The following is a 25691-nucleotide window of genomic DNA, read 5'->3' on the forward strand; positions in this document are numbered from 1 at the left end:
ATACTTTCTCCTACCTTTCATTCTCTCCCCCAAAAGTCGAAAAAAGAGCCTTAGTGATGACTCTATCACGAAAAATAAACCATGTCTAGTACACGGATATAGTCAATCCGAGGGTGATAACCGCATGATAATAAGGATCCATGCTCTTCTATTTCTTCTTTCGTAATCGACTTGCGTCCACCAGTATTTTGACGATTCCAAAATGCAATAATATGTTTTGCATCTAGTAAATAAAATTCATCAAAAAGTGTAAATTTAATAATAACAAATGCAATTCCATTATGAGCAACCACTTGCTTCATATGTTCAATTTGATGAAGGTGGAAGTTTTGAAGTGGGAAACTAGTTTTATTTTTGGTTTCCTTTGCTTCAAAATCGATGTATTTCCCTTTGTATACACCGTTGTAATCTGTTGTAGAAGGTTGTTTAAAATACGCTTCTTTTACCACTGCAGCACTTCGAGCGGGGTAATCTACTTTTACAATTTGAAGAGGTGTAGGCTTTTTATGTACACATGCAATATTATGGGTTAAGTAATATTGATTTGTTTCATTCAATTCCTCTTCAAGGGACATACCTCTATTACTATAAGTATGTGTTTTTATAGGTGTTTTTTGAGGTTGTGAAGCTTGATTATACCTTTTTCCATTTGGGTAACGAATGGTCATAGTGTGTCCACCCCCAACTTGCTAAGAATTACTTACAAAGGTGATTATATCAAAAAATGAAAAAAGATGTGACCTTTTTGATGAAAGGTATGATGACTTATTTATGTTTACATGGAATGATTATATAAAAATTAAACAAAATCGAGAAAAAAATTTTTGTACAGAGGAAGAAAAAGCAATCATTCACAATATTAAAAAGAAAACAGAAATAGCTAATGTGGACAATATTTCTCGGACACAATCTTATCAAGAATATTATTTAAGAAATAGTGAAATCAGGTGGGCCTTTTTAGCGAGTATGGTTTCGAGAAATGCGGGCTGGAATATGACTGATTTAGAAGGGAGATATTATGCTACTGTTTTACCTAGAACGGTAAAAAAACATTTATTTCTTCTGTACGAACAGGCTAATTGGATTATTTTTTTAGATGCATTTCCTCAGCTATTATTGTATGAGGAAAGTAAGAAGAGACATGCACCTCTCTTTCATTTGTTGCAATACTTCAATGTATCAATTTTTATGGAAAAAGAATGGTTACTTTTCTGGGAAAGAAGAGATATGAATAGACTTATGACAGCGCTTATTATAAATGAACAAAATAAAATTCAAAAACCAGTCATTGAGAACACATATTTTAAAAAACATGTATTCCATACTGCGCTTTTTAAAGTACAAGAAAGACTTCATATTAGTGCAGTTATCTTCCCAACAATTGAAGGGAGAATGTATGGGTTTTCGGTTTATCAATTTGAAACGTTACAAAAGCGTATAGAACTAGGAAAAAAATTAGCATGGTTATTGTTTCATCCAATTTATAATGGTTCGTTTTATAAGTTTGCACTGCAAACTACACATACTGGGTCTAGAGAAGATTATGAAGTTTACGCAAAGGAAACTCGAAAGTCTTATACGCCAACACTTAGAGATATTTATCCTGTTATTTTACATGAAGAAATAAAAATGAGAGATTGGTTTTGTGCAAATATGAAAATGAATGTGCTATTTGTACTTGAAGAACCTAAAGGGGAAGTTAATATAACAGAATGGTATAGAAGAAAGAGAGAACAAATCTATAGGCTATCTATCGTAAACCGTTTTGCTAAAAGAATCGATGAGTTCATGATATAATAAAAAAGAAGTCCCGTCTTCCATTTTGAAGACGGGACTTCTTAATTTGAAAAAATCCTGCTATGCGTGCTACAACTTTAATTTCAAAACGTAATGCTAGTAGGAGATTAAGGATGATTTGAAATTTAAATGTTCGTAATAAAGTCTCGCTTTATGTAGCAGGGAAGTTTGGACCATCTAGCTTTGGATTGCCAGTCTCGGGTTTATTTTGTTGTTTGTTTTGGTTTTTCTTTTTTTCATTTTTGTTCTTTGCCATTGTAATACACCTCCTTTTTGTATTGTTACCATTTCTATAAATGACATACGAAATGATTTCTTTGACGAATAACAACTAGTTTTGTCATGTGGGCAGGAGTGGTGAATCATTCGGCGAAATTACATGACAAAGGAAAAGCAAAGAAGGAGGCGTTTTGTATATGGCGATGGTTCAGAAAGAAGATGTAATGAAAAAAATGGATCAAATGTTAAGTTCTCTCGATTTGCTGGAAATGAATATAGGGATTAGAATGAATCATGCGTTAAAGGATGCGAGTGAAAAAATATGTAATAAGATAGAAATAACAGAAATGCATATTGAACATATGGAAAATAAATTAGTGCATCACGAAGAAAAAGGGAATTGGGTGAAGACATTTCAAAACGTCGTAGTGAGTGCATAATAAGGTGGGAAAGAAATGAAGAATGAAGCATTAATACAGTCTTCAGAAAAACTCATGCAGTATAATAATGAAGCGAATGTAAAAAAAAGAGAACTAACTGAATACGACTTTTATAAGGATATGAAACCGTTTGTAGATATAGTAGATGAGGAATTAAAGAAGTGGAAAGAACTAGCTTATAAGTGGATTAAAGAAGAAAAGCCAAAGTATATACATGTACAGCAAATTGATCAAGTATACGATAATTTACAAACGAATGTGTTGCAATGCTTTGTAAATAAAGGTAAAGGTAAACGATTCTTTGAAACACACCAAGCCATTTCGTATACTTTGCAAAATATAGTTGAGCAATGTAAATAACAAGAGGGAGAGCCCTCTTGTTATTTTTATGCTTCTGTCATTGTTGTAGGTTTTGTTGCGCCGTTTATTTCTAATTCTTTTATTAATGTTCGATAATCTGATATGCATATTTTTCCTTCGAGATACCAATGTCTCGCAAAGTCTAATAATTCATTTGCATTCTCTGTGCAATACCCCTTTTTTTGAGAAAACGCTTGTTTTAAATCCCCTAATACCATGTTGATTCCTCCCCCATGAGAATCTTCTTCTTAATTATCATAGCATGGAAGGGTTTTCTTTTTTAATTTTTTAAAAATTTAAACTTCCGACAAAAATAGACATATATTCCATCACACATATTATTTTATAGGTACATATTATATATGTAGAAACTTATGTGAAGGAGGAGAGAATGCATGTTTCAACAACCTAACGTATATCAGCAAACGAATCCATATGCACAGCAAAATATGTACCAATATAATACGGATACATATTTACGGTATAATATGTATCCTTTCGAGCCTTATTATGGAAATCAAAATTATTATCAACCGTTTGAAGTGTCCTTTATGAATCAAGCTCAACAACCACAACAGCAGCAACCTTATGTGAATCAAGCTCAACAACCACAACAGCAGCAACCTTATGTGAATCAAGCTCAACAACCACAACAGCAGCAACCTTATGTGAGTCAAGTTCAACAACCACAACAGCAGCAGCCTTATATGAATTCGCAATATTATATGCCACCACCATCGCCGTATGCTAATCAACAAGCGATGTTTTATCCACCAAAACAACCGTACCCGACGCAGGGTAAGCAAAAGCAACAACAGCCAAGTCAGTTTTCTAGTTTTGTTTCTCAATTTAAAACATCAGATGGGAACTATGATGTAAATAAAATGATGAATACAGCTGGACAAATGATGAATGCGATGAATCAAGTGACAGGTATTGTAAAGCAAGTTGGAGGCTTTTTTGGTAAGTGATGTTGAAGGATTGTCTATAAAAATAATGTAAATGAAATAAAGGACTAGACAAATTTCCTTGTAATAAATGGGTATATATAACAAACGGCTTTCTCTCTTTTCTCATACTGTAAAGTGTAATCAGATTTTTTTAACGAGAGAGGAGAGAAAAACTATGCATCATTGTCATCCTTGCTTTGGAGGGCATAAGCCTACAGGACCTATTTGTACGACTGCTCCTGTCATTCATCCGACGAAACAATGCGTAACACACTCTTTTTCAACAACGGTGGTGCCACACATTTTCCCAACACATACAACACATGTACATCATCAACAAATTAAAAACCAAAACTTCTTCCCACAAACAAATTCAAATGTAAATGTTGTGGACCCAATCGACCCAGGATTCGGCGGCGGATGTGGACCGTGTGGCCATGGTCATCATCATCACCACCACGGTCATCAAATATCTCCATTTGGGCCAGGACCGAATGTATCACCGTTTGGACCAGGACCAAATGTATCACCGTTTTTACCAAACAATGTATCACCAGTAGGTCCAAATATCGGACCAAACGTTGGTGGAATATTTAAAAAGTAAATGATATGTTAGAACTAGCGAAATGCTAGTTCTTTTTTTGTAATTGGAGTGTTGATATGAAAGTTATTGCAGTAACAGGATATAAGCCATTTGAACTTGGAATATTTAAAAATGATCATCCAGGGGTGGAGTGTATAAAGAAAGCGTTACACCGTAAATTAACCAATTTTGTAGAAGATGGTTTAGAGTGGGTTATAATAAGTGGCCAATTAGGTGTAGAATTATGGGCTGCTGAAGTTGTTTTTGAAATTCAAGTAGAATATCCAGATTTAAAATTAGCGGTATTCACTCCGTTTTTAGAACAAGAAGAAAATTGGAAAGAAGATAATCGTGAATATTACGAATTTATCCTTTCTCAAGCAGACCATGTTGATAGTATCACGAAACGGAAGTATGAAAGTCCAGAGCAATTTAAATTAAAAAATCAATTTTTTATTGAAAAAAGTGATGCGCTTTTAGCGGTATACGATGAAGAAAAACCAGGAAGTCCCAAATATATTGTAGAAGCAGCAAAGAAAAAAGGAGAAATAGAAAATTATCACAGTTATTTCATTCTTTTTTCTGATTTACAAGATATAATAGAAGAGGAACAGTGGAATAATGCAGAGTAAATATGTAATATAGTACTCGTATATATGATTGACAAAAAGCATTGTTTCTGAAAAAATTTAGTTAATGAAAGTTTTGGTAAAAATTTGAGGTGAAGAAAATGATTTCGGATAAAATTAAATTAACAGCGAAAGATATTTTAGAAAAAGAATTTAAAACAGGTATGAGAGGTTATCAGCAAGAAGAAGTAGACAAGTTTCTTGATATGATCATTAAAGACTATGAAGCTTTCCACAAAGAGTTTGAGCAATTAAAGCAACAAAATGCTCGTTTAAAGCGTGAATTAGAGGAACAAAAACTAGCAGTAACGCAAGTTCCACAACAACCTGTACAAACACCAGTTGCACAACCAGTTTATAACAACACGAATACGGATATTTTAAAACGCTTATCTAACTTAGAAAAAGCTGTATTTGGAAGTAAGTTATACGAATGATGTAAGGTGGGAAAAGGTTTAAGCATTTTACATAGAAAAAAACGTTGCAAAATCTTTTTGTTTCCACTATACTAATGGATGTCATAACGTTTGGGTAATCGCTGCAACGCCAACGTTGTAGAGGAAAGTCCATGCTCGCACGGCCTGAGATGGCTGTAGTGTTCGTGCCTAGCCAATTCATAAGCTAGGGTATTCTGGCTGTAAGGCTGGTTTAACGGCAGGGAAAAAACCTAAGTCCTTTCGGATATGGTTTGACTACCTTTAAAGTGCCACAGTGACGAAGTCCTTGAAGAAATGATAGGAGTGGAACGAGGTAAACCCCACGAGCGAGAAACCCAAATAATGGTAGGGGAATCTTTTCCAAGGAAATGAACGACGGGAAAGGACAGGTTTTATAACCTGTAGATAGATGATTGCCACCGGAGTACGAGGCGTGGGCCGTTTGTAGTACAAAGGAACAGAACATGGCTTACAGAACGTTATGAACCAACTATGAAATAACTCAGCTCTCCTTTGTTAGAGGAGGGCTTTTTATTTGTATGAAGTTATAAAGTATGAGTTAAAATGGTTAATGAGAAAATTTTTCGTAAAATGTAATGATTAATAGGACCAATTGCTATTAATTATTGTTTGAATATACATAAGAGGTGAATGCAAATGGGAAAAGTTACTTTAATTGCAACAGCGGCAATGGGTATTGAAGCGTTAGTTGCCCGAGAAGTTCGCGATCTTGGTTATGAATGTCAAGTAGAAAACAGCAAAGTAACATTTGAAGCAGATGAAAAGGCGATTTGTCGTACGAATTTATGGTTACGTACTGCGGACCGTGTAAAAATTAAAGTTGGCGAATTTAAAGCAACAACATTTGATGAGCTATTTGAAAAAACGAAAGCATTAAACTGGGGAGATTATATTCCAGAGAATGGTGAATTCCCTGTTATTGGTAAATCTTTAAAATCTGAATTATTCAGTGTTTCGGATTGCCAACGTATCGTTAAAAAAGCTGTCGTTGAAAAATTAAAAACAACATATAAACGTACAACTTGGTTTGAAGAAGATGGTCCATTATTCCGTATTGAGATTGCAATGCTCAAGGATATTGCAACATTAACAATTGATGCGAGCGGTGTTGGACTTCATAAACGTGGATACCGTATGGATCAAGGGGAAGCTCCGTTAAAAGAAACATTAGCTGCGTCTTTAATTAAATTAACAAACTGGAAGCCAGATCGTCCATTTGTTGATCCATTCTGTGGATCAGGTACAATTCCGATTGAAGCAGCATTAATTGGACAAAACATCGCACCAGGATTTAACCGTGGTTTCGCATCTGACGAGTGGGGCTGGGTAGGTAAACAAAACTGGCGTGAAGCTCGTCAAGAAGCTGAAGATTTAGCGAACTATGATCAACGATTACAAATCATTGGATCAGATATTGATCATCGTATGATTCGAGTTGCTCAAGATAATGCAGAAGAAGTAGGCTTAGGCGATTTAATTACATTTAAACAAATGCAAGTAAAAGATTTCACAACAAAAGAGGATTATGGCTATGTTGTAACGAATCCTCCATACGGAGAACGTTTAAGTGAAAAAGCACTTGTTGAACAATTGTACAAAGAAATGGGACAAGTATTCCGCCCATTAGATACATGGTCAGCGTATGTATTAACAAGTTACGAAGCATTTGAGAAGTGCTATGGAAAAGATGCATCGAAGAAACGTAAACTGTTTAACGGATTTATCCGTACAGATTACTATCAGTACTTCGGAAAACGTCCACCGCGTAATTCATAGTATAAAACTCCTCCAGCGCGCATATACTGGCTATTATGTAATGCGTAAAGGAGGAAGTGATATGGATAATTTCCAATTATCAATGATTCAAAAAGCTATTCACCGTACGTATGATGAGCTCGGAAAAGAAGTGGATAGTCAAGATGCGATTGTAGATGAAATACAAAAAGCACAAGAAGAATATTTGTCAGCTCTTTCACATGAAACAGCGATTGATAAAAGGTATTTAAAGTCATTAATATAGAAGAAAATTTTCCTTTTTCGAAAGGAAAATTTTTTTTCGTGTATTTATATGTATGGCAACAGGGGAAAGTAGCTGCACACATATGAGTAGCGGTTACTATATCTTTTTATAGAAAAACTTTTTGGTTGGAGGCTAAGGATGTTTACTGAGAAGAGATTACCATTTGAAGTAGGAAAACAAGACAATTTTTATGATAAGTTGAATGAGTGGATTGGAGATGTGTTTTACGACATCCTTCCGGAAAAAGGTTTTGAAGAGCGTGATGAACAAATTTTTATGGCGTTTCAATTAGAGCGTGCTTTCCAAGAAAAGAAAGTTATGTTCGCAGAAGCGGGTGTAGGAACAGGGAAAACTATTGTATATCTTCTATATGCAATTTGCTACGCGCGTTATACTGGAAAACCAGCTATAATTGCTTGTGCAGATGAAACGTTAATTGAGCAGCTTGTGAAAGAAGAAGGAGACATTGCGAAATTATCTGAAGCGTTAGGCTTATCTGTAGATGTAAGACTTGCGAAATCAATGGATAATTATTTATGTTTACGTAAGCTTGAAGATGTTATGAGTGGACGAGCTCCAGAAGTAATTGAAGACGTATATTATGAATTACCACAATTCGTATTTGATCATGGTACGATGCAAAACTTTACTCACTATGGTGACCGAAAAGAATTTCCACTATTAAATGACGAAGAATGGTCAAAAGTAAATTGGGATTACTTCCAAGATTGCTTCACTTGTGATTCTCGTCATCGTTGCGGTCAAACTCTTTCACGTGAACATTATCGTAAAGCAGCAGATTTAATTATTTGTTCTCAAGATTTTTATATGGATCATATTTGGACGTACGATGCTCGAAAGCGTGAAGGACAAATTCCATTATTACCAGAAAGTAGTTGTGTTGTATTCGATGAAGGACATCTTGTAGAATATGCAGCTCAAAAAGCTTTAACATATCGTTTAAAGCAAACGATGATGGAACAACTTTTAACGAGATTATTACAAAACGATATTCGTGAAGAGTTTGCACATTTAGTAGAAGAAACAATTTGGCAAACAGAGCGATTCTTTGATGTGTTACAAGAAAACAAAAAAGAAATTGCCGGTTCTGATCGTTTAGAAATTACTGTGACAGAAAAAGTAACAGCTGAAGCAAAACGACTTTATGCGAAAATTGGTGAAGTCGGTGATGCGTTAGTATTTGAAAGTGAAATGCATACAGTAAATACGTATGATTTAAATATCGTTGATGAACATTTAGATGTATTAGAACATTCACTTCGTCTATTCATGCATGAGAAAAATGTAATTACATGGGGTGAAGAAGGTGATGGAGCCTTCACGTTAGTAATTATGCCACGTGCAGTTGAAGAAGTATTACAAGAGAAAGTATTCTCGAAGAAAATCCCGTATATCTTCTCATCTGCTACATTATCTAATAACGATTCATTCGCATTTACAGCAAATAGCCTAGGGGTAAAAGATTACTTATCATTCTCAGTTGCCTCACCATTTGATTATGAAGAGCAAATGGCAGTAAACTTACTATCGCATACGAAAGAAAATGAGTGGGAAAGAAAGTGTCAATATACACTTGAAAATATACAGAAAACAAACGGACGTACACTTGTATTATTCCGTACAACGCAAGAACTTGCAGCGTTTAAAGAATATGTAAGTAAAGAACAAATGTCAGTTCCGTTCTTATATGAAGGGGATCAAGAAATTAGTCAGCTCGTTTCTCGTTTCCAAAATGAAGAAGAGACTGTACTTTGTGCCGTTCATTTATGGGAAGGTTTAGATATTCCTGGTTCATCATTATCACATGTTATCATTTGGTCATTACCATTCCCTCCAAACGATCCTGTGTTTGAAGCGAAACGTAAGCACGTAAATGATCCATTCTGGGATGTAGATGTACCGTATATGATTTTACGTCTTCGTCAAGGGATTGGCCGTTTAATTCGTACGAGCGACGATAAAGGTGCTATATCAATCTTCTTATCTGATACAGAAGATGAGAAAGTGATAGAAGCGGTGAAAAACGTACTACCAGTAGAAGGTAAAGAATTATAAGGAGAAAGCTTGGCGCTTGCCAAGCTTTTTTTCTATTATAAAAGGAAATTAGATTTTCATGTCGAATTAAGTTTGAGGTAGAAAAAGGAGGTTTTTATACAATGACAGTAGCTACATATGAAGTAGAAAAACAATTTTTAACATACGTGAAGAAGATACAAAATTACGGAGAAGCATTAAGCTTAATGTTTTGGGACTTGAGAACAGGGGCGCCTAAAAAAGGTGTAGACCAGCGTTCAGAAGTAATTGGCATGCTTTCATCAGAAGTATTTGCCATGTCGACTTCAGATGAGATGGGGAACTATTTAACAGAGCTTGAAGCTTTAATACGTGAAGATAAACTTTCTGAAACGACGAAGAAAATGGTTGAAGAGTGTCGTAAAGAATATGATAGAAATAAGAAAATTCCACAAGCGGAATACGAAGCGTATGTGAAATTAGAAGCGAAAGCAGAGAGTGTGTGGGAAGAAGCTCGCGAAAAATCTGATTTCGAAATGTTCCGCCCGTACTTAGAAAAAATTGTTGAATTTAAAAAGAAATTTATTACATATTGGGGTTACGAAACATATAAATACAATACATTATTAGACATGTATGAGCCAGGTATTACAGTAGAAGTTTTAGATCACGTATTTGGTCAACTTCGTGAGCGCATCGTGCCGCTTGTAAAAGAAATCTCTGAGTCTAAAAAAGGATTAAAAACAAGTGCTTTATCGGAAAAATTTTCAAAAGAAAAACAAAAGAACTTTACATTAGAACTATTAAAGCAATTGAATTATGACTTTGAAGCAGGTCGTCTTGATGAAACAGTACATCCATTCGAGATTACATTAAATAGAGGGGATGTTCGTATTACGACACGCTATGACGAAAAGGATTTCCGCATGGCTGTGTTTGGAACAATTCATGAATGTGGTCATGCTGTATATGAACAAAATATTGCAGAGAAATTTGAAGGTACACCGTTATGTAGTGGAACATCTATGGGTATTCATGAGTCACAATCGTTATTCTTTGAGAACTTTATCGGCCGTAATAAATCATTCTGGAAGAAAAATTATGATTTATTAAAAGAGTATAGCAATGGTCAATTTGATGATATGTCAGTCGATGAATTTTATGATGCAATTAACGAATCAAAGCCGTCATTCATTCGTATAGAAGCAGATGAGCTTACATACCCGCTTCATGTTATGGTGCGTTATGAATTAGAGAAAGAATTATTTGATGGTACATTACAAGTGAAGGACTTACCAGCAGCTTGGAATGATAAGATGGAAGCATATTTAGGAATTCGTCCGGAAAATGATGCGCAAGGTGTATTGCAAGATGTTCACTGGGCTGGTGGCTCATTTGGATACTTCCCATCTTATGCGCTTGGTTACATGTATGCAGCGCAATTTAAGCAAAGAATGTTAAAAGACATTCCGAACTTTGATGCATTGTTAGAAGAAGGAAACGTAACACCAATTCGTGAATGGTTAACAGAACATATTCACCAATATGGTAAAACGAAAAAGCCACTTGAAATTTTAGAAGATGTAACAGGCGAAGGGCTAAATGCAAATTACTTAGCAGATTATTTAGAAACGAAATATAAAGAGATTTATGAGTTGTAAAAAAAGAGCTGCTTAATTGCAGCTCTTTTTATTAAAGGGGATGAGAGAATGGGGTATACATATACAGTAATGAAGCAAGAAGAAGCGGAGGAAATCGCGTATAACTGGCATTATAAAGGGGAATATTCCTTTTACGATATAGAGGCAGATGAAGAAGATTTAGCTGAGTTTTTAGAGGGTGAGAGTAGAGGGAATCATGTGTTTTCTGTGAAAGAAAATGGTACTCTCATTGGGTTCTTTACGGTTTGTAAAATAAATAATGGAACGGTTGATATAGGACTTGGAATGAGACCTAATATGACTGGTAATGGATTTGGTTTACAGTTCGTGAATGCTGGACTAGCTTTTAGCAAAGAAAAATACGGATGCAAATATATAACACTATCAGTAGCGACATTTAATGAGAGAGCGATAAAAGTGTATAAAAGGGCGGGATTTGAAGCGGTTGGAACGTTTATACAGAAAACAAATGGTGGTTGTTTTGAGTTCTTGAAAATGAACTATATATGTAAACGTGATTAAAAAACAGAGGATCTTCTGTTTTTTTATTCTGATTTAGAAATATATGATACATATTGTTTACTTGTTGTAATTGAGGCTTTTGAAATTTTGGTAGAGGGTGTGTATGATAGAAGTTTAGTAGCAAATAGTAGGTTTAGCAAGGAAAGGTAGAGGTAGTATGATTACAATTAAAACGAAAAATGAAATAGATTTGATGCATGAATCTGGAAAATTACTTGCTTCATGTCATAAAGAAATTGCGAAAATGATAAAGCCAGGTATAACGACACAAGAGATTGATACGTTTGTTGAAATGTATTTAAAAAAGCATGGTGCCACATCTGAACAGAAAGGTTACAACGGGTATCCATATGCGATATGTGCATCTGTAAACGATGAAATGTGTCATGCGTTTCCGGCCGATGTTCCTTTAACTGAGGGTAATATTGTAACAATTGACACGGTAGTAAACTTAAATGGGGGGCTTTCAGATTCTGCTTGGACGTATAGAGTTGGAAAAGTTTCTGATGAAGCAGAAAAGTTGTTGTTAGTAGCTGAGAATGCTTTGTATAAAGGGATTGATCAGGCGGTAATTGGTAATCATGTAGGAGACATTGGCTATGCAATTGAAAGTTATGTAACAAATGAAGGTTTTTCTGTCGCAAGAGACTTTACGGGACATGGGATTGGTAAAGAGATTCATGAAGAACCAGCAATTTTTCATTTTGGGAAACAAGGACAAGGACCTCAGTTACAAGAAGGAATGGTAATTACAATTGAACCGATTGTAAATATAGGTATGCGATATTCTAAAGTAGATTTAAATGGGTGGACTGTACGAACGATGGACGGGAAATTATCAGCTCAATATGAGCATACAATTGCGATTACAAAAGATGGGCCAATCATTTTAACGAAGTTGTAATTGGGAATGAAAGAGTTTGCAAAACTCGAACAAAGATAGTGGTTTTTAAAAATTTGTACGTGTTTTTTTGATAAATGCTTTTCAAAGCATAAAAAGTACGTTATAATCCTTCTATAAAATAAATAGTTAGCTACACTCATATAATCGCGGGGATATGGCCTGCAAGTTTCTACCGAAGTACCGTAAATACTTTGACTATGAGTGAGGACGAATATAATTGCTTGTTTAGCATTCTTTTTTTGCGAAACTCCAAAAGCGCGTCTCTCACTTGTAACGAGTGGTGGCGGCTTTTGGAGTTTTTTTATTGCATAAGAGGGGGAACAAACATGAAAGTATTACAAGAAAAGATTTTGAACGAAGGAAAGGTTTTATCTGGTGACGTATTAAAGGTAGATGCTTTTTTAAATCATCAAATTGATCCAGTACTTATGCAAGAAATCGGAAAAGAATTTGCTAAACGTTTTAAAGAAGAGAACATTACAAAAATCGTGACGATTGAATCTTCAGGCATTGCACCATCGGTTATGGCTGCATTAGAGCTTGGTGTAAAAGTAATTTTTGCACGAAAACGTAAATCGTTAACGTTACAAGATAATATGTACGTTGCAAACGTATATTCATTTACAAAACAAGAAACAAATGAAATTTCATTATCTCGAAATCATATCGATGAAAATGATCGTGTATTAATCATCGATGACTTTTTAGCAAACGGTCAGGCTGCTTTAGGTTTAATGAGTTTAGTAGAGCAAGCCGGAGCGAGTATTGCAGGAATTGGAATTGTTATTGAAAAAGCATTTCAAGATGGAGGAAAGAAGCTTCGTGAACAAGGCGTTCGTGTTGAATCACTAGCAGAAATTGCATCACTTGATAACGGCACAGTTACATTTGTACAGCAAGAAACTGCGGAGGTGAAATAAACGATGAAGCAGCATCCATTTAAAATTGCATCGCTTGGTATGCAGCATATGCTTGCAATGTATGCTGGAGCAATTATCGTTCCGCTTATTGTGGGCGGTGGACTTGGTTTGAATCAAAAAGAGTTAACATATTTAGTCTCAATTGATTTATTAATGTGCGGCGTTGCGACAATTTTACAAGCATTATCAAATCGCTTTTTCGGTATAGGACTTCCCGTTGTACTTGGTTGTACATTTACAGCGGTTGGACCGATGATTGCAATCGGGAAACAATACGGTGTGTCTTCTATTTATGGAGCAATTATTGCTGCCGGGTTATTCGTTGTTATTTTTGCAAAATTATTTGGAAAGCTTGTAAAACTGTTTCCCCCTGTTGTCACAGGATCTGTCGTTACTGTAATTGGAGTTACACTTGTTCCAGCTGCTATTAATGATATGGCTGGAGGAGTAGGAAGTAAAGATTTCGGTAGTCTTGAAAATTTAGCATTAGCATTTGGTGTGTTACTATTTATCATCATTATGTATCGTTTCTTCGACGGATTTATTCGTTCAATCTCTATTTTGCTAGGTTTATTGTTCGGTACAATCGTTGCAGCATTTATGGGGAAAGTAAGCTTGCAAGCAGTTGGAGAAGCAGATTGGTTCCATGGTATTCAGCCATTTTACTTCGGTACACCAACATTTGAATTGACGCCAATTATTACGATGATTTTAGTTGCTTGCGTAGGGATTGTAGAAGCAACAGGTGTATACTTTGCATTATCTGATATTTGCAATAAAAAGATTGGTGAAAAAGAATTAACAAAAGGCTATCGAGCAGAAGGATTAGCGATGGTGTTAGGTGGTATTTTCAACGCGTTCCCATATACAACATATTCTCAAAACGTAGGGCTTGTTCAATTAACTGGAGTAAGAAATCGCGTTATTATTTATACTTGTGGTGGTATGTTAATCGTTCTTGGATTCATTCCAAAAATCGCAGCTATTACAACAATCATTCCGAAATCAGTACTGGGCGGTGCGATGTTAGCAATGTTCGGTATGGTAATGGCATATGGTATTAAAATGTTAAGTAGCGTTGATTTTGGTAAACAAGAAAATTTATTAATCGTTGCATGTTCTGTCGGAATTGGGCTTGGCGTAACAGTCGTTCCTACATTATTTTCACAACTTCCAGAAAGCATTCGTATTTTAACAGATAACGGAATTGTACTTGGAAGTGCGTCAGCAGTACTTTTAAATATCGTATTTAATATGGTGCCGCAGCGCAAAGTGAAAGTAGAAGAAGAGCCAGTATCTATGCAAAGTGCAGTAAGAGAAGCGTGAAAAAGCAAGGTCTCGTTATGAGACCTTGCTTTTCTTTTTAAGTGGCATCATTTTCCCGTACGTACCAAGACGCCAAATGTACTCAAGTGGCCCGTATTGGTAATGTGAAAGCCACCAGCGGCTAATAAAGATTTGTAACGTGTAGAAACTAATGCAGAATATTGGTCCAACCCATAATGGAGCAGGATAATAATTTTTAAGGAATAGACCAAATACAAGTAATGTAACAATTGTATGCGAGATGTAATTTGTTAATGCCATTCGTCCAACGTGTTGGAACGGACGTAATAACGTTTGCCATTTTTCTTTTTGTAATAAACGCATTAGTGTGAAAATGTAGAATATGAATAACGTTTTTCCGCTAAACATTGTAAAGACCTGCATATAAATTGGTTCATAAAATGGTTTTGATAAGAAGTAACGGACCATGAAGAACCACATTGGTAATGTAAAAAGGAACATAATAATTTGCCATTTTTTAAGCTTTGAATCTAACTCTTTCGCGCGGCGGAAAATATCCTTTTTCCCGGCGTATAAACCAAGTAAAAACAGCCCAACTGTTTCTGGAAGCATAAGTAAATTTAATCCAATTCCATCAGCGTAAAATGCATGGAAACGATTTTGTATTTGTGACAGCCAATCTTCTAATGGCATGATAGGTAAGGAAAAACCTAGCTCTTCCTTTGGTACCAATGCAACTGTAATACCAGCCATTAGCATAATGAATTGAAAAATACTCAATAAAACGATAGCCCATATTAAAATAGTACGAGGTTCTCTCTTATAAAATAAAAATAAGAAAAATCCAGCAATCGCATAAGTATGTAAAATGTCTCCGTCCCATAAAAGAACGTAATGTAAGAAACCAAATAATAATAAAATAAGTAAGCGGCGAACAAATAAAATTTTCGGATGATCTGTTTTTGCTTCAGCACGAGTCATAAAAATGTAAAAGCCTAGGCCAAATAAAAACGAAAAGATAGTATAAAACTTTGTTTGAATAAACATATCGTAAAATAGACGGATATAGCTATCTAGCCCTTCATAAACTCCTGAAATATCACGTGAGTCAATCCCAGCGATAACAGGCCAGTTCACAAGAAAAATACCTAGTACAGCTATTCCCCTAATAATATCGATGGAGTGGATCCTCTCGCCTTGTGAAATATTTTGTGTCATTTTTTTCCTCCTTGTTAAGTAATTCCCTTTTATTATACAAAATGTAAGATGGAGGGGATAGGGGATATTTCCATTTTTTTAAACTGTTAAGTTATGTAGGATGAGATATAATAAGAGTGCACAACAAGTTTTAACCTTTTTCAAAACAAGCAGTAAAGCTCCTTCTTATAAGGAGCTTTCTTTATGAAAAGTGTTGATAATGATTCTCTTTAATGATAAAATATATTTAAAATTGATAATCATTATCAAAAAGGTTGGTGTGTAAGTATGGTATATGCATTAGTAGCAGGTACAGTCGCTGTATATGCAGTTATTGCGAAGTATGTTTTAAATGGAGTAGGAACAGCAAAATGAGTGATATGACATAAAATCCCTTTCATTTGTAAAAAGAATGAAAGGGATTTTTTATTTTTAATGAGAATATGCTGAAAATTTAGTATGATAGTAAAGTGAAACTGTAATCAATGGGTAGGTGTAACTCTCACTGGTTATGAGCTCGCAAATAGCGGGGAAAAGTATATACATCTTGGATAAAGGGGAACAAGGGGATGACAAACATAGTACAGACAAACGGTATGAAAAAACTTGTTTGTTTTTATGAAGAGTGGCAAAAACACGGCGATGCAGAGAATAGTTTAAAGTTGTTTGAGGTGATTCAAAAATATAAACAAGAACAGCTTATGATAGCGTTCTGTGGTCACTTCTCTGCAGGGAAATCAACGATGATGAATCATCTATATAAAGCGCAGTTGTTACCAACAAGTCCAATTCCGACAAGCGCTAACGTTGTCAAAATTGAAAAAGGAATGGATCGTGTTGTTGTAACGGTTAAATCTGGAGAACAGTACGAGTATGACGGTGCATATTCAGCTGAAGAATTAAAACAAATTTGTAAAGATGGTGATGAGGTAATTGGTGTTCACATTTATCGGAATGATGCGCCAATTCCTGAAGGTGTTATGTTAGTAGATACACCAGGGATTGACTCAACAGATGATGCCCATCAATTAGCGACAGAATCAACGCTACATCTAGCAGACGTAATTTTTTATATGATGGATTATAATCACGTCCAATCGGAAGTGAATTTGCAATTTGTTAAAGAATTGAAACAACGTAATAAAACGGTTTATCTCGTTGTCAATCAAATAGATAAACATAAAGAAAATGAATTGTCGTTTGAGAATTATAAAGATAGTGTAAAGCAATCGTTCTCTAACTGGGATATTGAAGTAGATGGAGTATATTATACGTCATTACGAATGATGAACCATCCACATAATGAAATTGGAAGCTTAGAAACGTTAATTACTTCTATTATGAAAGAAAAAGAGCAGTATGTAAGGACTGGAATGGAGCGAGAAACAGAATATTTAATGGGGGAACATTTCTCGTTTATTGTTTCTGAAAATGAAAAAGCTCTTTTGAAATATGAGGAAGAGTTAGCATCACCACTTTCTATTTCAGAGGTAGTTGAAAAGAAGGAAGAGTTAACGGAAGCGAAAAATCGTGAGGCAAGTAAAGAGTCTCATGTGAGAAATGAATTTATAAAAGGCCTACAAGCTATATTAGATAACGCGTATTTAATGCCATTTGAAATGAGAGAATTGGCAAATGCGTACTTAGAAACGAAATTAACAAAGTTTAAAGTCGGTTTTCTATTTGCGAAAGGAAAGACGGAGCAAGAAAAACAAAGGCGTGTAGAGGCGTTTTATTCTGCCCTTCAAAAGACTGTTGAAACGCAGCTTGATTTTCATGTGAAGGAATTTATTGTAGCCTTCTTAAAAGAAGAAGGATTGTTCACGGAGGAAATTGGGAAAGACATATATGGGTTAGAAATTGCTTTCGGACCAGAAATGTTGGCTGAGGTAATTAAACAAGGCGCAGGTTTCACAGGTGATTACTTACTTCTTTATACAGCGGATGTAGCGAATGAACTAAAGAAGCGTTATTTTATAAAAGCACAGCAAATTTTTGATAAAAGTGCGGTCGTTTTAAAGCAAAAGGTGAGGGAAGCAGTTGCTCGTATTGAAGAAGAGATTGAAACATATACGATGTTGCAAACGGCGAAAGAAACACAATTACAATACAATAACAATTTGGCGGCATATGAAGACTATTTACGAAATGTTTGGCACGATCATGTTGCTACGCCTGAAGGTTTGCAAATAGATGAGATATTGCAAAGGGAAAAGCAAATTGTTAGTGAGAAATTTACACTACAAGAGCAGAAAATCGTAAATGATAACGTAGCGATTCATGAAGAAGAGCTGAAAGGAACGGCGGCTTTAAATATTCAGCGGATATTAGAGAAAGTGAAAAAAGCTGAAACGATATTAGAGCCATTGCCAGCGCTGAAACATGTACAGCAAGAGGTAATAGAGAAAAGAAGACGTGTAGAAACAAAACAATTTACAGTAGCGTTATTCGGGGCATTTAGTGCTGGAAAATCATCATTTGCCAATGCCTTACTCGGTGAGAAAGTACTTCCTGTATCACCAAACCCGACGACGGCAACGATTAATCAAATTTTGCCGGTTACAGAGGAAAAACCACATGGAACAGTAATTGTTCAGTTTAAATCAAAGCAAGCGTTATTAGAAGATATGAAAGCTGTTTATAAGCTGTTTCATTATGAGATTGCTACGTTAGATGAAGCGTTAGCACAAATTGATAAAGTTATGAAATATCCTTCACCAACTGGGAAGCAAAAAACAACATTTAGCTTTTTACGAGCGGTACAAAAAGGGTATGATGCAGTTTCTACTTATTTAGGAGAACAAGTACAAGTTACATTAGAAGAGTTCTCTGATTATGTAGCGAATGAAGAGAAATCATGCTTCGTTGAGTATATGGAACTTTATTATGATTGTGCTTTAACAAGGCAGGGAGTAGCGCTTGTAGACACACCTGGAGCGGATTCTATCAATGCTCGCCATACGGATGTTGCATTTCAGTATATTAAAAACGCAGATGCTATTTTATTTGTAACATATTATAACCATGTATTCTCTCGTGCTGACCGTGAATTTTTAATTCAGCTTGGTCGTGTAAAGGATACTTTTGCCCTTGATAAAATGTTCTTCTTAATTAATGCTGCGGATTTAGCAGAGTCTGAAGAAGAACTTGAAATGGTAAAAGGTTATATCGCAGATCAGCTACTGCAATACGGTATTAGAAATCCACGTTTATTTGCAATTTCAAGTTTATGTGCGCTTGAAGAGAAACAAGGAAAGAATGTTGAAAAAGAGAAGTATGGTATTTTACAAAACTCTGGGATTACTAAGTTTGAGGAATCATTTACGTCCTTTATGATGAGAGATTTAATGCTTGTTTCTGTGCATGCTCTATATGGTGCGTTGCAAGGGGCAGATCAGCTTTTAGTAAACATGATAAAGGGTGCAAAGCAGGGGAATGAAGAGAAAGAGAAGCAAACGAAAAAATATGAAGCAGAGCGTGATCAACTACTTCATATCATTTCTTCATATAGTGTACTTGCTGAAGAACAGGCGATGCAAAATGAAGTGAAAGAGTTGCTTTATTACGTGCAACAGCGTCTATTCCTCCGCTATAATGATGTGTTTACTGAATTTATTAATCCGGCATCACTTCGAACGGATGGAAATGTGAAAACACAATTGCAACAGTGTGTTATGGAATTAGTAGCATTTATTCAGCATGATTTATTACAAGAAATGCGTGCGACATCATTACGCCTTGAAAAATGGATAGACGAAGCGATGAAGCGTGCAAAGGATGAAATTGTAGTGAACTGTAAAGTAGAAAATGAATCAATTTCTATGAATGGAACAGTGGAGTATGAATACAAAGATATTACACATAAAGAACCGTTCCCTTCAGTTGAAATAAAAGATTTCAAAAAAGCACTGGCACATTTTAAAAATGAGAAAAGCTTTTTTGAAAAGAATGACAAGGCTTTTATGCAAGAAGACGCTAAATCTGTATTAGAACCGCTCGTATCAAACTATGTAGCTGATGAAAAACATTTATTTGTTCATCATTATAAGCAAGAGTGGGATATGAAGTGGAATTTATTCGAAAAAGTGATGCAGCAAGATGTGATGAACTATTATGAAAGTATATTGTTTGCATTGGCTGAAACGATCGATGTATCTCTATATGAACAAAGTAAAGAACAATTGCAAAAGCAGTTAGTAGAGATTGAAAAAGAAATTTATGTTATATAGTCGTTATGAGAAAAAGATTCGTTCAATTTTCTTTTGAAGTACAGTATCTAAAGATTTTACAAATCCAGCAAATTCATCGGTAGAAATCATATGAGTAAGAACGAGTCGTCTGCCATCTGGTGTTTCACCGCATAAGACGAATGAAGAAAATTCATATGTTTTGTTTTCAACTACTAATTTTGGATAGGAATACGTGTCGCTTTTCTTCTTCTTTCCATCAATAGAGATGACGTTGCATTTTTTCTCATTGTTGTCCATGGTGAATCCCTCCTTTCTATTATTTATGGTAGACAAGGAGGGTTTAGAACAATAGAGAAGGGGGAATTTTTTATGTCTGTTGTAATAGAACGTATTCCAAAAGAGGCTATACCGAAGGCTTTATTGTTACTTGCTGATCCAAGTGAACGGCAAATAGCTACGTATGTACAAAGAGGATTAACATACGTAGCTAAGCAGGGGGGGAGCGTTATCGGTGTATATGTTCTTTTGGAAACAAGGCCAAAGACGATGGAAATCATGAATATTGCGGTTGCAGAGCATTTGCAAGGAAAAGGGATTGGGAAGAAGCTATTAAGGCATGCTGTAGAAACTGCTAAAGGATATGGTATGTCAAAACTTGAAGTTGGTACAGGCAATTCTAGTGTTTCACAACTTGCTTTATATCAAAAATGTGGATTTCGTATTTTTTCTATTGATTTTGATTACTTTTCGAAGCATTATGAAGAAGAGATTATTGAAAATGGAATTGTATGTCGTGATATGATCCGCCTTGCAATGGAATTGAATAAAAACGTATAACTATTTAGGGGGAAGAGAAGATGGAAGTACATAAAGCAATTACAGCACATTCTCGTAAACAAAATGAAAGTGTAAAAGCATGTTTACAATTAGATGCACAGCGTGAAGCAGCTATTGAAGCTGCCGTATCTCTTGCGTCAAATGGGAAAGAATTTTCGGTTGATGTAATTAATGTTGTAACGAAGCAGATTAATGATCTTGCAAAAAATGGTGTTACCTTGCAGCGTAAATATGTTACAGAAGAAATGGTTATGGAGTATGTAAGTCGTTTGAAAGAGAAAGAAGGTCGTTAAAGATGATAGTTACAGTCGAATGGTTACGTGAGCATATAGAAGATGAGAATGTCCGTATAATCGATTGTCGTTTTGATTTAGCGAATCCTAATTGGGGTAGAGAAAAGTATGAAGAAGGACATATTCCTCATGCGTTATATTTTGATTTGAATTTAGATTTATCAAGTCCTATAGCAGAACATGGTGGCCGCCATCCTTTACCAAATATTGAGGAGTTTGCAGACAAGCTTTCGAAGGCTGGTATTGATGAACATACGACAGTAATTGCGTATGACAGTCAAGCCGGTGCAAATGCTGCTCGTTTATGGTGGTTATGTAACTATGTAGGACATGAGAAAGTATATATATTAGATGGTGGTTTCCAGGCTTGGAAAGAGAATGGACTACCGACAACAGCGGAAATTCCTGTTGCTATACGAAAAACATTCAAAGCTAATATACAAGATCATATGCTTGTAACGATGGAAACGGTCAGAGAGAATATCCGTGCAGGTGCGGATGTTACATTAATTGATTCAAGAGAGCCGAAACGTTATGCTGGTGTAGAGGAACTTGTCGATCATAAAGCAGGACATATTCCAACAGCAGTAAACCATTTTTGGAAGGATGGAATGTTGCAATCAGGACAATTTAAGAATAAAGCTGAGCAACAAGAACGATTCCAAAACCTGTCGAAAGATAAGGAAACCATTGTATATTGTGGTTCTGGTGTTACAGCGTGTCCAAACATCCTTGCATTAAAATTAGCTGGATTCCAAAATGTTAAATTGTATGCAGGTAGCTGGAGTGATTGGATTTCTTATCCAGAAAATCAAATTGCAAAAGAAGAAGATTAATCACTTGCATGCAAAAATAATTTGTATTAAAATAAGGTCACAAGCAAGAGATTGCTCGAAAAACTTTGTATTTTACACATTGGAAACAATGTGATAATATAACGACAAGTAAATAATACATCCTGCGGTGTGCGTAACTTATTTATGTCTAAAACCGATGTTAGTTATACGGAAGCTCAATATTTAGCGACCATCATCAAGCCTTCCTTGTGGAGGAAGATGTACGGTAACTGTGAGGGCATCCACCTGCGAGTAGCGGGTTTTTGGACATTTACGAGGAGCGGCACGTGCGGGGGTCTTATTTCAACTAACCTTATATAAAATTCCTACGGTGTACGTAGCTTATGCATGTCTTAAACCAATAAGTTTAATATGGAAGTTCAATATTTAAATGTAGCTAACATGCCATCTTTTTAAGAAGGAAGTTACAAACATTTGTGAGGGCATCCACCTGTGAGAGCAGGTTTATGGACATCTAGAGAGAACGGCATATGTGGGGCTATATAAAAACCTTACGTTTTATACGTAAGGTTTTTTTGTTGCATAGATATATTAATATTATCTTGATTCACCTGTGAAGTTTCCGTAATAAATGTAGCACTTTCTGTCTTCATCAATCTCTCTTGAATCCAAGGAGAATTCCATAGACATGCCGTCTCGCTGAATATATATAATATCTGAATGAAGAGATGGTAAAATTTCTTCGTAGTTCCATACATCTTGACTATCTACTAAGCTTGAACTCGTTTCACTTAGTTCTCTAATTTCAAAACCGATGTGGGAGTATGTAGGGTCTGAAGGGTCATTGGCGAAAACTTCTTTTTGAATATAAATAACTGCTGTTCCGTCTGGATCAACCGAAGTTGCAGTAACAACATAAGTATTTTTCTCTTTAATAAAATATTCACAAGTCATGCGTGCGATAATTTCAGAATTAGAAATATTGGCGTAGTTCCATAAAGCAGGATACCCTTTCGTTTCATCATTAAGTCGATATTCTAAGCGCATTTAATCCCTCTTCTTCCTTTTTCTTCTACTTTATCATGCCATCCTATATAATAGGAATAGAATTTAAAAAGGGGAGTGCGAAGGTGACAAAAACGAAATGGTTAGTAGGTGGTGTCGTAACGTCTTTAATGACTGGCACTTTATTTGGTTGCGCACAAGATCTTCCCCCAAAACCGAATGATAATAGTTGTTCTGATTGGGATTGGGATGATGAACTTGGGGTATGGCAGTGTGATGATAGTAGTTCAGGTTATCGTGGGCATTATTTCTATGGTGGGCGATACTATCAAAATAAATCCACTTTTAAAAATTCAACGGCGTTTAAATCGTATCAATCGTCTGCTGAATTTAAAGGTGGAATTGGAAGCGGTTCAAAGGGAGGATTTGGGGGCTAAAATATGTCGCAATACATAAGGGATCGAAAAGAATTTTATTTAAAATATCCGAATTTTTGGTCGGATTTATATGAATGTGAGTATAGTTTGTTTCATGTTTTTTCTATAACAAATCAGACTTTGGACCAATTACACTTAGCGACTGAACGAATGGGGAAAATATTTTTTAAGACTGCTAGACTGCTGCGTAATTTAAGTGACGAACAGCTTCTAGATCTTGGCTTTCCATCCGCGAGTTTATCATTCATTAGAATGAAAGGGCTTTATCCTGAATCTGTAATTTCGCGATTTGATTTTGCTGTAACAGAGGATAACAAAATTAAAATGCTTGAGTTTAATAGTGATACACCAACTTTTATTGTGGAATGTTTTCAAATGAATGGAAAAGTTTGTGAAAATCTAGGCTATGATGATCCAAACTCAGATCAAGAACGATTGCTATCTTCTGGTGTTACGAAAGCTGTAATGGAAGCGACAAAGGAATTAGACAATCCAAATGTTGTTTTTACAGCACATCATGAACATATCGAGGATTGGAATACGACTATGTATTTGAGTCAGCTATGCCATGTTGAAAATAAAGTAGTGCCAATGTCAGAACTTAGAATTACAAAAGATGCTCTAGTTGATAAAGATGGGGCGAAGATTGATGTTTTATATCGCCAAACATATCCGATAGAAGATTTAATTGAGGATCAAGATCCTGAAACAGGAGATTTGGTAGGTGTGGAACTGCTGCAACTTGTAAAAGCCGGAAAGCTTTTTATAATAAATCCTTTGTCAGCATTTTTACTTCAGCCAAAATCGATTCAGTGTCTTATTTGGGGGTTAGCAGAAGAAGAGGTCTTTTATACAAACGAGGAACAACAGTGGATTAAAGAATATATGTTACCTACATATTTAGAACCAGATTTATTTTTAGGAAAAGGTTCTTTCGTTCAAAAACCTTCATTTGGTAGAGAAGGAGATACAATTACGATTCGTGATAAGGATGAAAATATTATGCTTCAAAATGCACATCAAACGTATAAAACTGCACTGCCGATATTTCAAAAGTATACAGAACTGCCAGTCGTATCCTTGCAAACAGAAAAGGGGATGGAGAAACTGTCCTATGTGTTTGGTTCTTTTTTAATTGCTGGAAAAGCGAGTAGTATCGGTATTCGCGCGGGAGAAAAGATTACAGGAAATGAATCGTACTATTTACCGGTAGGTATAAAAAGGAGGAGGAAAAATGATTAATTTTTTATTATATTTAGCAGTAACACTTGGACTTTTATGTATTGGTCTGTTCTTGATGGAAGTGACAACGAAAGTTAAGGAATTTAAGTTAATGGCTCAAGGGAATAAGGCGGTAAGCTATGTGCTTGGAGGGCGATTACTTGGGTTAGCTATCGTTTTATATTCGACAGCAGCTAATTCAATTTCACTTCTTGATATGATTTCGTGGGGAGCAGTTGGGATTTTGGCTCAAATTATCGTCTTTTATTTAGCTGAGTGGCTTACACCACGCTTTAATATAAACAAAAGTCTTGAAGAAGATAATCAAGCAGTCGGTCTTTTTCTTATGTTTTTATCGCTTTCAATTGGGATTGTAATCGCTGGTTGTATAACTTATTAAAAACTTTACGTTTAAACGTAAAGTTTTTTATTTTATACCGCTATTTGCCGGACAGCCCGATTGGTGAGGGCTAATAATCAGTGGCGGATGAACAAAACCCCCACTGATGAAAGTTTCACTTTATATACGTTAGTTTGCCATACCATTTGAAAAAATTGTAGGCTACGGTTGACATCTATTTTAAATAAGAGTAACATTTTCAATGTAATGAAAATAAGTCTCTGTTAGGTGAGGCTCCTGTATAGAGAAATGCTACTGCCCAAAAATGTCGAGAGACGCCAATGGGTCAACAGGAATGATCGAATTAAGGTTTTTCTTAACGTAGCTGGTAATGTACCTATGCTATACAGTGCTAAAACTCGGTGAGGGAGAGGTCCGTAGATTTCTAATTATATTAGAAATCGTTTATTTGTGTATGTAATGGCCGCTACTCTCTTAAGGGTAGGGGTCTTTTTTGTTACCAAGCTATGAGTAATTTCATATTATAAACTATAAAATTAAACGAGGAGGTGAGGAGCATGTCAAATTCT

At 35.5% G+C, this 25691-nt stretch carries 28 protein-coding genes, 3 other RNA genes and 2 riboswitches; of the genes, 25 read left to right on the forward strand and 6 right to left on the reverse strand.

The annotated features are described in order from the left end of the window. Positions 1 to 65: 65 nt before the first annotated feature. The gene (gene recU, locus NST27_RS07785; protein WP_000155598.1) at positions 66 to 668 is read right to left on the reverse strand and encodes a Holliday junction resolvase RecU; all 603 of its coding nucleotides are present in this window, start codon (positions 666 to 668) and stop codon (positions 66 to 68) included. 103 nt (positions 669 to 771) lie between these two features. Between recU and NST27_RS07790 the strand changes: the two genes are divergently transcribed. Continuing rightward, positions 772 to 1797 (forward strand): DUF2515 domain-containing protein, encoded by a 1026-nt coding sequence (locus NST27_RS07790; RefSeq protein WP_000495645.1) that lies wholly within the window; start codon positions 772 to 774, stop codon positions 1795 to 1797. 151 nt (positions 1798 to 1948) lie between these two features. Here NST27_RS07790 and NST27_RS07795 read toward each other — a convergent pair whose 3' ends face one another. After that, the gene (locus tag NST27_RS07795; protein ID WP_001987054.1) at positions 1949 to 2128 is read right to left on the reverse strand and encodes a hypothetical protein; all 180 of its coding nucleotides are present in this window, start codon (positions 2126 to 2128) and stop codon (positions 1949 to 1951) included. Between the two features lie 85 nt (positions 2129 to 2213). Between NST27_RS07795 and NST27_RS07800 the strand changes: the two genes are divergently transcribed. Then, a complete protein-coding gene (locus tag NST27_RS07800; RefSeq protein WP_001252036.1) occupies positions 2214 to 2456 on the forward strand; it encodes a hypothetical protein in 243 nt (80 codons plus the stop codon). A gap of 15 nt (positions 2457 to 2471) precedes the next feature. Next, positions 2472 to 2816, forward strand: coding sequence for a YppE family protein (locus tag NST27_RS07805; RefSeq protein WP_000786938.1), 345 nt, complete (start codon positions 2472 to 2474; stop codon positions 2814 to 2816). Positions 2817 to 2842: 26 nt separating this feature from the next. Here the strand turns inward: NST27_RS07805 and NST27_RS07810 are convergent, their stop codons facing one another. Continuing rightward, positions 2843 to 3034, reverse strand: coding sequence for a YppF family protein (locus tag NST27_RS07810; protein WP_000242652.1), 192 nt, complete (start codon positions 3032 to 3034; stop codon positions 2843 to 2845). 177 nt (positions 3035 to 3211) lie between these two features. Between NST27_RS07810 and NST27_RS07815 the strand changes: the two genes are divergently transcribed. The 13 genes from NST27_RS07815 to pbuX all read left to right on the forward strand — a co-directional run bounded on the left by NST27_RS07815 (position 3212) and on the right by pbuX (position 14823). Next, complete coding sequence (locus NST27_RS07815) at positions 3212 to 3787, forward strand: YppG family protein (protein ID WP_025967080.1); 576 nt, start codon at positions 3212 to 3214, stop codon at positions 3785 to 3787. Between the two features lie 154 nt (positions 3788 to 3941). Beyond that, a complete protein-coding gene (locus tag NST27_RS07820) occupies positions 3942 to 4370 on the forward strand; it encodes a CotD family spore coat protein (protein WP_000546270.1) in 429 nt (142 codons plus the stop codon). A gap of 56 nt (positions 4371 to 4426) precedes the next feature. Then, the gene (locus NST27_RS07825; protein ID WP_000862912.1) at positions 4427 to 4981 is read left to right on the forward strand and encodes a DUF1273 domain-containing protein; all 555 of its coding nucleotides are present in this window, start codon (positions 4427 to 4429) and stop codon (positions 4979 to 4981) included. Between the two features lie 98 nt (positions 4982 to 5079). Beyond that, the gene (gene gpsB, locus NST27_RS07830) at positions 5080 to 5415 is read left to right on the forward strand and encodes a cell division regulator GpsB (RefSeq protein WP_000622431.1); all 336 of its coding nucleotides are present in this window, start codon (positions 5080 to 5082) and stop codon (positions 5413 to 5415) included. An 86-nt stretch (positions 5416 to 5501) separates the two neighbouring features. Next, positions 5502 to 5892, forward strand: an RNA gene (gene rnpB / locus NST27_RS07835) — RNase P RNA component class B. A 180-nt stretch (positions 5893 to 6072) separates the two neighbouring features. Beyond that, entirely contained in the window at positions 6073 to 7212 is a 1140-nt protein-coding gene (locus NST27_RS07840) for a THUMP domain-containing class I SAM-dependent RNA methyltransferase (RefSeq protein ID WP_000521224.1), read from the forward strand. 61 nt (positions 7213 to 7273) lie between these two features. Continuing rightward, complete coding sequence (locus NST27_RS07845) at positions 7274 to 7456, forward strand: DUF3921 family protein (protein WP_000368569.1); 183 nt, start codon at positions 7274 to 7276, stop codon at positions 7454 to 7456. 138 nt (positions 7457 to 7594) lie between these two features. Continuing rightward, positions 7595 to 9532 carry an ATP-dependent DNA helicase gene (locus NST27_RS07850; RefSeq protein WP_000493698.1) on the forward strand — a complete coding sequence of 646 codons (1938 nt, stop codon included), beginning with the start codon at positions 7595 to 7597 and terminating at the stop codon, positions 9530 to 9532. Positions 9533 to 9633: 101 nt separating this feature from the next. Beyond that, positions 9634 to 11151, forward strand: a complete 1518-nt coding sequence (gene ypwA / locus NST27_RS07855; RefSeq protein ID WP_000215068.1) for a carboxypeptidase — start codon at positions 9634 to 9636, stop codon at positions 11149 to 11151. 48 nt (positions 11152 to 11199) lie between these two features. Continuing rightward, entirely contained in the window at positions 11200 to 11673 is a 474-nt protein-coding gene (locus NST27_RS07860; RefSeq protein ID WP_000542517.1) for a GNAT family N-acetyltransferase, read from the forward strand. 157 nt (positions 11674 to 11830) lie between these two features. Continuing rightward, on the forward strand, positions 11831 to 12577 hold the full coding sequence (locus NST27_RS07865) for a type I methionyl aminopeptidase (protein ID WP_000628415.1): 747 nt from the start codon (positions 11831 to 11833) through the stop codon (positions 12575 to 12577). A gap of 116 nt (positions 12578 to 12693) precedes the next feature. After that, a riboswitch (purine riboswitch) is annotated at positions 12694 to 12795 on the forward strand. Between the two features lie 108 nt (positions 12796 to 12903). Next, positions 12904 to 13497 carry a xanthine phosphoribosyltransferase gene (locus tag NST27_RS07870; RefSeq protein WP_000866496.1) on the forward strand — a complete coding sequence of 198 codons (594 nt, stop codon included), beginning with the start codon at positions 12904 to 12906 and terminating at the stop codon, positions 13495 to 13497. A gap of 3 nt (positions 13498 to 13500) precedes the next feature. After that, positions 13501 to 14823: a xanthine permease PbuX gene (pbuX, locus tag NST27_RS07875; protein ID WP_000809223.1), complete on the forward strand. Its 1323-nt coding sequence runs from the start codon at positions 13501 to 13503 to the stop codon at positions 14821 to 14823. Positions 14824 to 14838: 15 nt separating this feature from the next. On the opposite strand, the gene NST27_RS07880 is transcribed toward pbuX, so the two are convergent. Next, entirely contained in the window at positions 14839 to 16002 is a 1164-nt protein-coding gene (locus NST27_RS07880) for a DUF418 domain-containing protein (protein ID WP_000193089.1), read from the reverse strand. Positions 16003 to 16550: 548 nt separating this feature from the next. Here NST27_RS07880 and NST27_RS07885 point away from each other — a divergent pair. Then, positions 16551 to 20210 carry a dynamin family protein gene (locus NST27_RS07885; RefSeq protein ID WP_000182130.1) on the forward strand — a complete coding sequence of 1220 codons (3660 nt, stop codon included), beginning with the start codon at positions 16551 to 16553 and terminating at the stop codon, positions 20208 to 20210. 3 nt (positions 20211 to 20213) lie between these two features. Here the strand turns inward: NST27_RS07885 and NST27_RS07890 are convergent, their stop codons facing one another. Next, positions 20214 to 20468: a DUF3931 domain-containing protein gene (locus NST27_RS07890; protein ID WP_000369740.1), complete on the reverse strand. Its 255-nt coding sequence runs from the start codon at positions 20466 to 20468 to the stop codon at positions 20214 to 20216. Between the two features lie 72 nt (positions 20469 to 20540). On the opposite strand from NST27_RS07890, the gene NST27_RS07895 reads away from it, so the two are divergent. From NST27_RS07895 to ssrS (NST27_RS07915), 5 genes are all read left to right on the forward strand, one after another. After that, positions 20541 to 21008, forward strand: coding sequence for a GNAT family N-acetyltransferase (locus tag NST27_RS07895; protein ID WP_000117686.1), 468 nt, complete (start codon positions 20541 to 20543; stop codon positions 21006 to 21008). Positions 21009 to 21028: 20 nt separating this feature from the next. Beyond that, the gene (locus NST27_RS07900; RefSeq protein ID WP_000451818.1) at positions 21029 to 21301 is read left to right on the forward strand and encodes a YpbS family protein; all 273 of its coding nucleotides are present in this window, start codon (positions 21029 to 21031) and stop codon (positions 21299 to 21301) included. 2 nt (positions 21302 to 21303) lie between these two features. Then, complete coding sequence (locus NST27_RS07905; RefSeq protein WP_000637564.1) at positions 21304 to 22137, forward strand: sulfurtransferase; 834 nt, start codon at positions 21304 to 21306, stop codon at positions 22135 to 22137. Between the two features lie 116 nt (positions 22138 to 22253). Beyond that, positions 22254 to 22436, forward strand: a non-coding RNA gene (gene ssrS / locus NST27_RS07910) — 6S RNA. A 21-nt stretch (positions 22437 to 22457) separates the two neighbouring features. Then, positions 22458 to 22641, forward strand: a non-coding RNA gene (gene ssrS / locus NST27_RS07915) — 6S RNA. Between the two features lie 54 nt (positions 22642 to 22695). On the opposite strand, the gene NST27_RS07920 is transcribed toward ssrS (NST27_RS07915), so the two are convergent. Then, complete coding sequence (locus NST27_RS07920) at positions 22696 to 23145, reverse strand: hypothetical protein (RefSeq protein ID WP_001235522.1); 450 nt, start codon at positions 23143 to 23145, stop codon at positions 22696 to 22698. A gap of 83 nt (positions 23146 to 23228) precedes the next feature. On the opposite strand from NST27_RS07920, the gene NST27_RS07925 reads away from it, so the two are divergent. Genes NST27_RS07925 through NST27_RS07935 form a run of 3 tightly spaced genes read left to right on the forward strand, consistent with a single transcriptional unit; the run spans position 23229 to position 25161 of the window. Then, a complete protein-coding gene (locus NST27_RS07925) occupies positions 23229 to 23540 on the forward strand; it encodes a hypothetical protein (RefSeq protein ID WP_047385819.1) in 312 nt (103 codons plus the stop codon). Positions 23541 to 23543: 3 nt separating this feature from the next. Next, on the forward strand, positions 23544 to 24782 hold the full coding sequence (locus NST27_RS07930; RefSeq protein ID WP_000084936.1) for a glutathionylspermidine synthase family protein: 1239 nt from the start codon (positions 23544 to 23546) through the stop codon (positions 24780 to 24782). Continuing rightward, positions 24775 to 25161 (forward strand): DUF350 domain-containing protein, encoded by a 387-nt coding sequence (locus NST27_RS07935; RefSeq protein WP_000606857.1) that lies wholly within the window; start codon positions 24775 to 24777, stop codon positions 25159 to 25161. The genes NST27_RS07930 and NST27_RS07935 overlap by 8 nt, the downstream gene beginning before the upstream one ends. Before the next feature lie 213 nt (positions 25162 to 25374). Next, positions 25375 to 25540: riboswitch (M-box (ykoK) riboswitch) on the forward strand. Positions 25541 to 25691: the final 151 nt, after the last annotated feature.

The organism is Bacillus sp. FSL W8-0770 (assembly GCF_038008705.1).
In the GTDB taxonomy this organism is placed as follows: domain Bacteria; phylum Bacillota; class Bacilli; order Bacillales; family Bacillaceae_G; genus Bacillus_A; species Bacillus_A cereus.

Excerpts from the sequence above, each read along its gene's own strand:
- recU (WP_000155598.1), bottom strand. The coding sequence starts at position 668 with ATGACCATTCGTTACCCAAATGGAAAAAGGTATAATCAAGCTTCACAA.
- NST27_RS07790 (WP_000495645.1), top strand. The coding sequence starts at position 772 with ATGTTTACATGGAATGATTATATAAAAATTAAACAAAATCGAGAAAAA.
- NST27_RS07800 (WP_001252036.1), top strand. The coding sequence starts at position 2,214 with ATGGCGATGGTTCAGAAAGAAGATGTAATGAAAAAAATGGATCAAATG.
- NST27_RS07805 (WP_000786938.1), top strand. The coding sequence starts at position 2,472 with ATGAAGAATGAAGCATTAATACAGTCTTCAGAAAAACTCATGCAGTAT.
- NST27_RS07810 (WP_000242652.1), bottom strand. The coding sequence starts at position 3,034 with ATGGTATTAGGGGATTTAAAACAAGCGTTTTCTCAAAAAAAGGGGTAT.
- NST27_RS07815 (WP_025967080.1), top strand. The coding sequence starts at position 3,212 with ATGTTTCAACAACCTAACGTATATCAGCAAACGAATCCATATGCACAG.
- NST27_RS07820 (WP_000546270.1), top strand. The coding sequence starts at position 3,942 with ATGCATCATTGTCATCCTTGCTTTGGAGGGCATAAGCCTACAGGACCT.
- NST27_RS07825 (WP_000862912.1), top strand. The coding sequence starts at position 4,427 with ATGAAAGTTATTGCAGTAACAGGATATAAGCCATTTGAACTTGGAATA.
- gpsB (WP_000622431.1), top strand. The coding sequence starts at position 5,080 with ATGATTTCGGATAAAATTAAATTAACAGCGAAAGATATTTTAGAAAAA.
- NST27_RS07840 (WP_000521224.1), top strand. The coding sequence starts at position 6,073 with ATGGGAAAAGTTACTTTAATTGCAACAGCGGCAATGGGTATTGAAGCG.
- NST27_RS07845 (WP_000368569.1), top strand. The coding sequence starts at position 7,274 with ATGGATAATTTCCAATTATCAATGATTCAAAAAGCTATTCACCGTACG.
- NST27_RS07850 (WP_000493698.1), top strand. The coding sequence starts at position 7,595 with ATGTTTACTGAGAAGAGATTACCATTTGAAGTAGGAAAACAAGACAAT.
- ypwA (WP_000215068.1), top strand. The coding sequence starts at position 9,634 with ATGACAGTAGCTACATATGAAGTAGAAAAACAATTTTTAACATACGTG.
- NST27_RS07860 (WP_000542517.1), top strand. The coding sequence starts at position 11,200 with ATGGGGTATACATATACAGTAATGAAGCAAGAAGAAGCGGAGGAAATC.
- NST27_RS07865 (WP_000628415.1), top strand. The coding sequence starts at position 11,831 with ATGATTACAATTAAAACGAAAAATGAAATAGATTTGATGCATGAATCT.
- NST27_RS07870 (WP_000866496.1), top strand. The coding sequence starts at position 12,904 with ATGAAAGTATTACAAGAAAAGATTTTGAACGAAGGAAAGGTTTTATCT.
- pbuX (WP_000809223.1), top strand. The coding sequence starts at position 13,501 with ATGAAGCAGCATCCATTTAAAATTGCATCGCTTGGTATGCAGCATATG.
- NST27_RS07880 (WP_000193089.1), bottom strand. The coding sequence starts at position 16,002 with ATGACACAAAATATTTCACAAGGCGAGAGGATCCACTCCATCGATATT.
- NST27_RS07885 (WP_000182130.1), top strand. The coding sequence starts at position 16,551 with ATGACAAACATAGTACAGACAAACGGTATGAAAAAACTTGTTTGTTTT.
- NST27_RS07890 (WP_000369740.1), bottom strand. The coding sequence starts at position 20,468 with ATGGACAACAATGAGAAAAAATGCAACGTCATCTCTATTGATGGAAAG.
- NST27_RS07895 (WP_000117686.1), top strand. The coding sequence starts at position 20,541 with ATGTCTGTTGTAATAGAACGTATTCCAAAAGAGGCTATACCGAAGGCT.
- NST27_RS07900 (WP_000451818.1), top strand. The coding sequence starts at position 21,029 with ATGGAAGTACATAAAGCAATTACAGCACATTCTCGTAAACAAAATGAA.
- NST27_RS07905 (WP_000637564.1), top strand. The coding sequence starts at position 21,304 with ATGATAGTTACAGTCGAATGGTTACGTGAGCATATAGAAGATGAGAAT.
- NST27_RS07920 (WP_001235522.1), bottom strand. The coding sequence starts at position 23,145 with ATGCGCTTAGAATATCGACTTAATGATGAAACGAAAGGGTATCCTGCT.
- NST27_RS07930 (WP_000084936.1), top strand. The coding sequence starts at position 23,544 with ATGTCGCAATACATAAGGGATCGAAAAGAATTTTATTTAAAATATCCG.
- NST27_RS07935 (WP_000606857.1), top strand. The coding sequence starts at position 24,775 with ATGATTAATTTTTTATTATATTTAGCAGTAACACTTGGACTTTTATGT.